Below are 8,796 nucleotides of genomic sequence, written 5' to 3'. Positions count from 1 at the left end.
GCGCCGGACCCCGACGCCGCCGTCGAGGCGGCCGACACCCTCGGCTACCCCGTCGCCCTCAAGACGACGGCGCCGGGGCTCCGGCACCGCGCCGACCTCGGCGGCGTACGGCTGGAACTCGGCGACGCGAAGCGGCTGCGGCTCGCGTACCAGGAGCTGACGGAGGCCCTCGGCAGCCCTGCCGAGCTGCGGCCCGTCGTCCAGGCGATGGCGCCGCGCGGCCTCGACACCGTCGTACGCGCGACGTTCGACCCGGCGGCCGGCGCCGTGCTCTCCTTCGGTCTCGCGGGCGCCGCGTCCGAACTGCTCGGCGATGTCGCGCACCGGCTGGTGCCGGCGACCGACCGCGACGTCGCCGAACTCATCAGGTCCATCAGGGCGGCGCCGCTCCTCTTCGGCTGGCGCGGCGCGGCACCCGTCGACACGGCGGCCCTGGAAGAACTGCTGCTGCGGCTCTCGCTGCTGGTCGACGACCATCCCGAGATCGTCTCCGTGGCGCTCGAACCCGTCGTCGTCGCGACCCACGGGCTGTCCGTGCTCGACGCGCACGTACGTCTCGCACCGCCGCCGGCCCGCGACGACCTCGGCCCCCGCAGCCTCCCCAGCTACTGACACCCGCCGCCCGGGGCCCGGCGTTCGGATCAGGCCCGAGCGGCCAGGACGCGGCGTCTTCCCGCAGCCGACGCGGCGTCTCCCGCAGCCATGGGGCCACCGTAGGATGTGACGCATGGCGAAGACCGGTACGACGACCCAGGGGCTGCGCACGGCGATCGAGCGCAGCGGCTACTACCCGGCTCTGGTGGCCGAAGCGGTGGAGGCCGCTGTCGGCGGGGAGCCCGTCGAGTCGTATCTGGTGCATCAGGAGACCACCTTCGACTCCAACGAGGTGCGCCGCCATGTGACCGTCCTCGTCCTGACCGCCCACCGGTTCGTGGTGAGCCACACCGACGAGCAGGCCGCCGACAGCAGCTCGCCCACGCCGTACGCCACGACGTCGACCGAGTCGGTCAGGCTCGACCGGATCTCGTCCGTCGTGGTCAGCCGGGTCGTCGCCAACCCCGAGTCGTACACCCCGGGGTCGCTGCCCCGCGAGGTCGTTCTGACCATAGGGTGGGGCGCCGTCTCCCGGATCGACCTGGAGCCCGCCGCCTGCGGCGACCCCAACTGCGAGGCCGACCACGGCTACACCGGCAGCTCCACCGCCGACGACCTGAGCCTGCGGGTCAGTGAGGCGGGCGACGGGCCCGACGCCGTACGGCAGTCGCTCGTCTTCGCCCAGTCGCTCTCCGAGGCCACGACGGCGGCCGCTGCGACCGCCCGCTGATGGCCGCTCAGCACCTCTGGCAGGATCCCGTGCCGCTCGGTCTCGACACCGCGCCGCTGCCCGAGTACGGCAGCGGCTCCCTCGCCGACCTGCTGCCGACCATCGCGGCGGGGCAGGGCGTGCCGGACATGACAGCCGCCATCGCCGAACTGACCCCCGCCGACCGGAACTGTGTCTTCCTGATCGACGGCCTCGGCTGGCAGCAGATCCTCGCGCATCCCGTCGAGGCCCCCTTCCTGACCTCGCTGCTGCCCACCTCGCGCGGCGCGACGGGCCGCCCGATCACCGCTGGCTTCCCCGCCACCACGGCGACCTCGCTCGCCTCCGTCGGCACCGGACTGCCGCCCTCCGCGCACGGCCTGCCCGGCTACACCGTGCGCGACCCGGACACCGGCGCGCTGATGAACCAGCTCCGCTGGAAGCCGTGGACCGACCCGCACGTCTGGCAGCCGTACCCCACCGTCTTCCAGCGCGCCGACGCCGCCGGGGTGCACACGGCGCAGGTGTCGTCGCCGACCTTCACCCACACCCCGCTCACCAAGGTCGCGCTCAGCGGCGGCACCTTCCACGGCCGGCTCTCCGGCGAGGAGCGGATGGATCTGGCCGCCGCCCAGCTCGCGGCGGGCGACCGGTCGCTGGTCTACACGTACTACAGCGAGGTGGACAGCAAGGGCCATCGCTTCGGCATCGACTCCGACGCCTGGCGCGGCCAGCTGATGTACGCGGACCGGCTGGTGCAGCGGCTCGCCGAGCAACTGCCGCCGCGCTCCGTGCTGTACGTGACCGCCGACCACGGCATGATCGACGTCCCGTTCGACGAGGAGTCGCGCATCGACTTCGACGAGGACTGGGAGCTGCGCGCCGGGGTCGCCCTGCTGGGCGGCGAGGGCAGGGCCCGCCATGTCTACGCGGTGCCGGGCGCCCACGGGGACGTGCTCACCGTCTGGCGCGAGGTGCTGGGCGACCGGTTCTGGATCGCGAGCAGGGACGAGGCGATCGAGGCCGGCTGGTTCGGCCCGCCGGGACAGATGGACGAGCGGGTGTACGGCAGGATCGGTGACGTCGTGGCGGCTGCGCACGACGACGTGGTGATCACGGCCTCGGTCCAGGAGCCCCACGAGTCGGCGATGGTCGGGATGCACGGCTCGATGACCCCCGTCGAACAGCTCGTTCCGCTGCTCGAAGTACGCTCGTAGCCGCCCCCGGGGCCCTGCCGCCCCCGCACCCGCCCCACCGAAAGGCCGTCACCCCCTCATGCCAGAGCTGGTGTTCTTCTCCGGAACGATGGACTGCGGGAAAAGCACCCTCGCCCTTCAGATCGAGCACAACCGGTCGGCGCGCGGACTGCAGGGCATGATCTTCACCCGGGACGACCGGGCGGGCGAGGGCAAGCTGTCCTCCCGGCTCGGCCTGGTCACCGACGCGGTCGAGGCAGCCGACGGCTTCGACTTCTACGGGTATCTGGTGGACCGCCTCTCGCACGGCGGCCGGTGCGACTACGTGATCGCCGACGAGGCGCAGTTCCTCGGTCCCGAGCAGGTCGACCAGCTCGCCCGGGTCGTGGACGACCTCGATCTGGACGTCTTCGCCTTCGGGATCACCACCGACTTCCGCTCCAAGCTGTTCCCCGGCTCGCAGCGGCTGGTGGAACTGGCCGACCGGGTCGAGGTGTTGCAGGTCGAGGCGCTGTGCTGGTGCGGCGCGCGGGCCACCCACAACGCCCGTACGGTCGGCGGCGCGATGGTGGTCGAGGGCGCGCAGGTCGTCGTCGGCGACGTCCACCAGGCGGGCGACGAGATCGGCTACGAAGTGCTGTGCAGGCGCCATCACCGGCGCCGGATGACGGCGGCCAGCGCCAAGGCGGGCGCGCTCTCGCCCGATGTCCTTCCGGTCAACGGCGGATAACAGGACGGCACCGTAACGGGTGATCCAAGCCACAACTCATTGACTGACAGCGAAACGCGTACGCAACATTGAGGAAACCCATCTCTCCGCAGGGGTGGTTCAGGCCCGAACTGTAAACGTTTCCAGTTGATGGTTCTGTCAGTAAATGTGCGTCGTGTCAGCAAAGGGGCAAGGATGATGACGTCGAGCGGACCACCGACGGTGGAGACGATCGCGAAGGTGGCAGGCGTCTCGATCGCCTCGGTGTCCAGGGTCATCAACGGACACGGCGCCCGCCCGGACACCGTCCGGCGGGTCGAGCGGGCCGTCGCCGAGCTGGGCTACGTGCCCAACGCCGTGGCCCGTTCGCTCAAGGGCGGCAGGACCCGCCAGCTCACCTTCGCCATGCCCGACATAGGCAACCCCACCTATGTGTCGATGGTCCGTCAGATACAGGCCGTCACGAAACCGCTCGGCTACCGGCTGCTGCTGCACTCGACGGACGCCGTCGCCGAGGACGAACTGGGCGTGGTGCGCAGCCTCGCGGAGCGGACCAGCGACGGACTGATCCTCTGCCCGATCCGGGTCACCGACGCGCATCTCGCCGCCATGGAGGCGGCGGCGGGTCCGGTCGTCGTCATCGGCTCGCTGCCCGAGGGCGCGCCGGTCGACAGCGTGCGGGCCGACTCGGTCTCCGGAGTCGTGCTCGCCGTCCGGCATCTGCTGGAGACCGGGCGCCGCAGGATCGCCTTCATCAACGGGCCCGCCGACACCGTGCCGGGCCACAACCGCCGGGCCGGCTACCACAAGGCGCTGACCGAGGCCGGGATCGTCCCCGACCCCGCGCTGACGGAGACCACCGAGTTCGGCATCGAGGCCGGCGCCGCCGCGGCCCACCGGCTGCTGGCCGCCGACCCCGCGATCGACAGCATCTTCTGCGCCAACGACCAGCTCGCGCTCGGCGCCGCCCACGCGGCGCAGGACCGCGGCCTCGACATACCCGGCGATCTGGCGGTGGTCGGCATGGACGACAGCGAACTGGCCAGGGCCGGCTGGCCGTTGCTGACCAGCGTCGACCTCGGCTCGGCCGAGCGCGGCAGGATCGCCGCCGACATGCTGGTGTCCCGGCTCGCCGGCGGTGACGCGCCCCCCGGCAGTCCGGTACGCAGCGAGACGGTCGCCCCCCGGCTCGTCGTACGGGCGTCATCGGCGGTGCCCGCATGAGCGTCGACACCGAGCTGCGGCCCCCGCACGAGGCGGGCACCCCGCCGCCCCGCACCACGGGCGCCAGGCGCCGGGTCCTCGGACTCGACAAGGACGCCTGGTTCCTGCTGCTGCCGGCCCTCATCCCGATCCTCGTGCTCAGCGTCGGGCCGCTGCTCTACGGCCTGTCGCTGGCCTTCACCGACGCCCAGTCCGGCAGGACCAGCTCCACCTCCTTCACCGGGCTCACCAACTTCGCCAACCTCCGGCTCGACTCGCTGTTCTGGGACTCCTTCCGGATCGGCCTCATCTGGGCCGTCTGTGTCACGGCGCTGCAGTTCCTGCTGTCGCTGGGCCTCGCCCTGCTGCTCAACCAGAACCTGCGGCTGCGCTGGCTGGCCCGCACCCTGGCGCTCGTGCCGTGGGCGATGCCCGAGGTCGTCATCGGCATCATGTGGCGGCTGGTCTACAACCCGGACTCCGGGATCCTCAACACCACGCTGCGCCATCTGCATCTGATCTCCACCAACGTCGACTGGCTCTCCGACCTGTCGCTCGCCCTGCCCGCCGTCATCGTGGTCGGCGTCTGGGCCGGGATGCCGCAGACCACCGTCGTCCTGCTGGCCGGGCTGCAGAACGTGCCGCTCGAACTGCACGAGGCAGCGGCCCTCGACGGAGCCGGTGTCTGGCGCCGCTTCGCCACCGTCACCTGGCCGACGCTCAAGCCGGTGGTGCTGTCGATCACCGCGCTCAACTTCATCTGGAACTTCAACTCGTTCGGCCTGGTCTACGTGCTGACCAACGGCGGACCCGGCGGCGCCACCCGGCTGCCGATGCTCTTCGCCTACCAGGAGGCGTTCCAGTACGGCCAGTTCGGCTACGCCGCCGCCATGGGATTCGTGATGATCGCGGTGATCGCCGTGCTGCTCGCCGTATTCCTGCGCAACCGCCTGAAGGAGGACGAGCAGTGAGCACCACCCTGCCCATCAGGAAGAAGCGCCGGGCCAAGCGCGCCGCGGGCCGTACGGGACAGTACGTCGCCCTCGTCTGCTACCTGGTCTTCCTCGCCTTCCCGCTGCTGTGGCTGCTGTCGACGGCGTTCAAGTCCCCGCAGGAACTCGGCTCCGTCAACCCGACCTGGCTCCCCGAACACCCGACGCTCGGCAACTTCCGCTCGGCGCTGGACGAGCAGCCGCTGCTGCGCTCCGCGCTCAACAGCCTGATCGTCGCCGGTGTCGCCGCCGTGATCTCGGTGACCATCGCCGTGCCCGCCGCGTACGTGATGGTCAGGTTCCGGTCCGTGGTCAGCAGGCTCGGCACCGGCTGGGTGCTGCTCAGCCAGATGTTCCCGCTGGTCCTGATCATCATCCCGCTGTTCCTGTTGCTGAAGAACGTGCATCTGATCGACTCGCTGGTCGGCCTGATCGTCGTGTACGTCGTGTGGAACCTGCCCTTCTCGCTCTGGATGCTCCAGGGCTATGTGAAGGCCGTACCGCGCTCCCTCGAAGAGGCCGCCTCGATCGACGGCGCCGGCAGGCTGCGCACGCTGCGCAGCGTCGTACTGCCGCTGCTGGCGCCCGGCCTCGTGGCGACCCTGATGTTCTCCTTCGTCACGGCCTGGAACGAGTTCTTCTTCGCCCTGGTCCTGCTCAAGTCACCGGAGAAGCAGACGATGTCCGTGATCCTGACCCATTTCATCGGCGCCGAGGGCGCGGCCGACCTCGGCCCGCTCGCCGCTGCCTCCGTCCTCGCCACCATCCCCAGCCTGGTCTTCTTCGCCTTCCTGCAGAGGCGGCTGACCGGCAGCGCGATGACCGGGGCGGTGAAGGGCTGATGCGCCGCCGTACGTTCCTGGGCGCCGCCGCCGGCACAGCGGCGGCCGCCACCCTGCTCTCCGCCTGCTCCGACGACGGTTCGGACAGCGCCGGGGGAGTCACCACCCTCGACTATCTGTCGCTGGCCTGGCAGACCGAGTCCGTCGCCGCCAACAAGGCGCTCGTGGCGCAGTGGAACCGGTCCCACCCCACGGTGCGGGTCCGCTACATCCAGGGCAGCTGGGACAACGTCCACGACCAGCTCCTGACCTCCTTCGAGGGCGGCGCAGCGCCGGACATCATCCACGACGAGGGCAACGACCTCACGGACTTCGCCTCGGGCGGCGATCTCGCCGACCTGACGCGCTACCTGCCTGCCGACCTCAAGAAGCGCATCCCGCAGTCCAGTTGGGACATGGCCGGCTTCAACGGCGGCGTCTACGGAGTGCCCTTCCTCCAGGAGCCGCGGGTCCTGATCGGCAACCGCCCGCTGCTGGCCAAGGCCGGCATCCGGCTGCCCACCGCCGAAAGGCCCTGGACCTGGAGCGAGTTCGAGGACATCTGCAAGGAGCTGACCGGACCCGGCGGCCGGGCCGACTCGCGGTACGGGGTCGCCTGGGCGATGAAGGAGCCGGTCAACGTGACCGTCAACCTGGCGATGACCACGGGAGGGCGAATCCTCTACCGGGGCGACGACCGCTCCGAGATCCGGTTCGGACCCGCCGACTCCGCCGTCGCCGAACTCATCAACCGGCAGGTCAACATCGATCACTCGGCCCCCGCCAGCGGGCTCGGCATGGGCGGCGGTGACACGCTGCCGGGCTTCTTCGCAGGCCACTACGCCCTGCTGCCGCTCGGCTTCTCGTACCGCCAGCAGGTCCAGCAGCAGGCGCCGAAGGGTTTCGACTGGGTGACACTGCCACTCCCGGTGGGCGAGAAAGCCCCCGACGGCGGACGCGCCCAGGGCGTCAGCCCCCAGACCCTGTCCGTCTCCCAGGACTGCTCGCACAAGCAGGCCGCCGTCGACTTCATCGCCTTCATGACCCAGAACAGCCACCTCGTCCAACTCGCCCGCGGCGACTGGCTGCTGCCCACCGGCAGCGCCGCGCTGCGCGACCCGCTGATAGCCACGGCCAAGACCGGCTGGAGCGTCGGCGTCGACATGGGCGCCCACCTCACCGCCTCACCCGTCCTCGGCGTGCGCGGCTTCCCCGAATGGAAGGACAAGATCGCCACGCCCGCGCTCCAGCAGTACTACAGCGGCTCGATCGGTCTCGGCACGCTGCGCGACAAGCTCGTCAGGGACGGCAACCGCATCTTCGACCGCTACCGGAGCTAGGTCCTGTCCGGCCGACCACGCACCACCCAGCCACACCGAGCACCAAGAAACGGCACACGGCATGAACGCACTACCCGCCCCACCGTCCGAGTCCGGCGCTCCGCCGGTGCCCCCGCCCCCCGGAGCCGCCCGGCCCCGGCCGGCGGCGGGCACCCCACGTGACCGCGCGCGGGGGGCACTGACCGGCCTCGCCGTCGGGGACGCGCTCGGAGCCCCGGCGGAGAACATGAAGCCGTCCCAGATCAGACAGCGCTGGGGCCGTATCGAGGACTTCGTCAGCGACGACCCGGCGGGCACGGACGACACCGAGTACGCGATCCTCTCCGGGCTGCTGCTCGCCGAGCACGGCGCGGCGCTGACCACCGCCGACGTCGAGACCGCCTGGCACCTGTGGATCGCCGACCGCGACGAAGGCCCCTTCAGGGGCGCGGGGTTCAGCGAGCGCGGCACCCTGGAGAACCTCAGGCGCGGACTCGCCGCGCCGATCAGCGCCCAGCACCGGCACGCCTGGAGCGACGGACTCGCCATGCGCGCCGCCCCGTTCGGGGTGTTCGCGGCGGGCCGCCCCGGCGAGGCCGCCCGGCTCGTCGCCATCGACGGCACCATCAGCCACGACGGGGAGGGCATCTACGGCGGCCAGGCCGCGGCGGCCGGTGTCGCGGCCGCCATGACGGGCGCCGGCTGCTCAGAGGTGATCACCGCCGCGCTCTCCGTCATCCCCGAGGACTCCTGGACCGCCAGGTCGCTGCGGCGCGCCGTGACCACCGCGCGCCGGGTGCGGCTCGACCGGTCGCTGAGCGTCCTGGAGAGCGAGCGTGCGCTGCGGGCCGCCGTCGTCATCGGCGGCTATCCCTGGACCGATCTCGCCCCCGAGGCCGTCGGCCTCGCCTTCGGCGCCTTCGCCCTGGCCGACGGCGACTTCAGCCGCTCCGTACTGACCGCGGTCAACATGGGCCGCGACGCCGACACGACAGCCGCCATCGCCGGCGCCCTCGCCGGAGCGCTCGGCGGATACGGGGCGGTCCCCGAGCACTGGTCGTCCGTGATCAAGCCGGTACGCGGCAGCTGTCTGCCCGCCATGGCCGGCTATCACGTGCTCGACATCGCGGATCTCCTCGTACCCGACCAGGAAGGACGGGCCGCCTCGTGACAGCGCGCACCGAACTGAAGCACCAGGGATCCGCGCCGGGGGAGGCCGAGGCGGGCGCCGGTACCGGCGGCGCCGAGGCGCC

Annotated in this window: 9 protein-coding genes; all 9 read left to right on the top strand. The window is 71.4% G+C overall.

Features of this window, described 5'->3' with window-relative positions; genetic code table 11:
• Nucleotides 1-612, top strand: a 612-nt coding sequence (locus HY68_RS39980; protein ID WP_041983379.1) for an acetate--CoA ligase family protein, incomplete at its 5' end; no start/stop codon positions are given.
• Nucleotides 613-727: 115 nt separating this feature from the next.
• Nucleotides 728-1,324, top strand: coding sequence for a DUF5998 family protein (locus HY68_RS00760; RefSeq protein ID WP_041983377.1), 597 nt, complete (start codon nt 728-730; stop codon nt 1,322-1,324).
• Nucleotides 1,324-2,520, top strand: coding sequence for a nucleotide pyrophosphatase/phosphodiesterase family protein (locus HY68_RS00755; protein ID WP_041983374.1), 1,197 nt, complete (start codon nt 1,324-1,326; stop codon nt 2,518-2,520). The genes HY68_RS00760 and HY68_RS00755 overlap by 1 nt, the downstream gene beginning before the upstream one ends.
• 58 nt (nt 2,521-2,578) lie before the next feature.
• Nucleotides 2,579-3,229: a thymidine kinase gene (locus tag HY68_RS00750; RefSeq protein ID WP_041983372.1), complete on the top strand. Its 651-nt coding sequence runs from the start codon at nt 2,579-2,581 to the stop codon at nt 3,227-3,229.
• Between the two features lie 174 nt (nt 3,230-3,403).
• Complete coding sequence (locus HY68_RS00745; RefSeq protein ID WP_241778445.1) at nt 3,404-4,432, top strand: LacI family DNA-binding transcriptional regulator; 1,029 nt, start codon at nt 3,404-3,406, stop codon at nt 4,430-4,432.
• Nucleotides 4,429-5,382 (top strand): sugar ABC transporter permease, encoded by a 954-nt coding sequence (locus tag HY68_RS00740; protein ID WP_041983368.1) that lies wholly within the window; start codon nt 4,429-4,431, stop codon nt 5,380-5,382. Before HY68_RS00745 ends, HY68_RS00740 begins: the two co-directional genes overlap by 4 nt.
• The gene (locus tag HY68_RS00735; RefSeq protein ID WP_041983366.1) at nt 5,379-6,245 is read left to right on the top strand and encodes a carbohydrate ABC transporter permease; all 867 of its coding nucleotides are present in this window, start codon (nt 5,379-5,381) and stop codon (nt 6,243-6,245) included. Before HY68_RS00740 ends, HY68_RS00735 begins: the two co-directional genes overlap by 4 nt.
• Nucleotides 6,245-7,564 (top strand): sugar ABC transporter substrate-binding protein, encoded by a 1,320-nt coding sequence (locus tag HY68_RS00730; RefSeq protein WP_041983365.1) that lies wholly within the window; start codon nt 6,245-6,247, stop codon nt 7,562-7,564. The genes HY68_RS00735 and HY68_RS00730 overlap by 1 nt, the downstream gene beginning before the upstream one ends.
• Before the next feature lie 61 nt (nt 7,565-7,625).
• Complete coding sequence (locus HY68_RS00725; RefSeq protein WP_078863367.1) at nt 7,626-8,714, top strand: ADP-ribosylglycohydrolase family protein; 1,089 nt, start codon at nt 7,626-7,628, stop codon at nt 8,712-8,714.
• Nucleotides 8,715-8,796: the final 82 nt, after the last annotated feature.

Origin of the sequence: Streptomyces sp. AcH 505 (assembly GCF_000818175.1) — a bacterium.
Lineage (GTDB): Bacteria > Actinomycetota > Actinomycetes > Streptomycetales > Streptomycetaceae > Streptomyces.
Note: the sequence above shows the minus strand (reverse complement) of the source record. Positions and strands in the feature narration are given on the sequence as shown.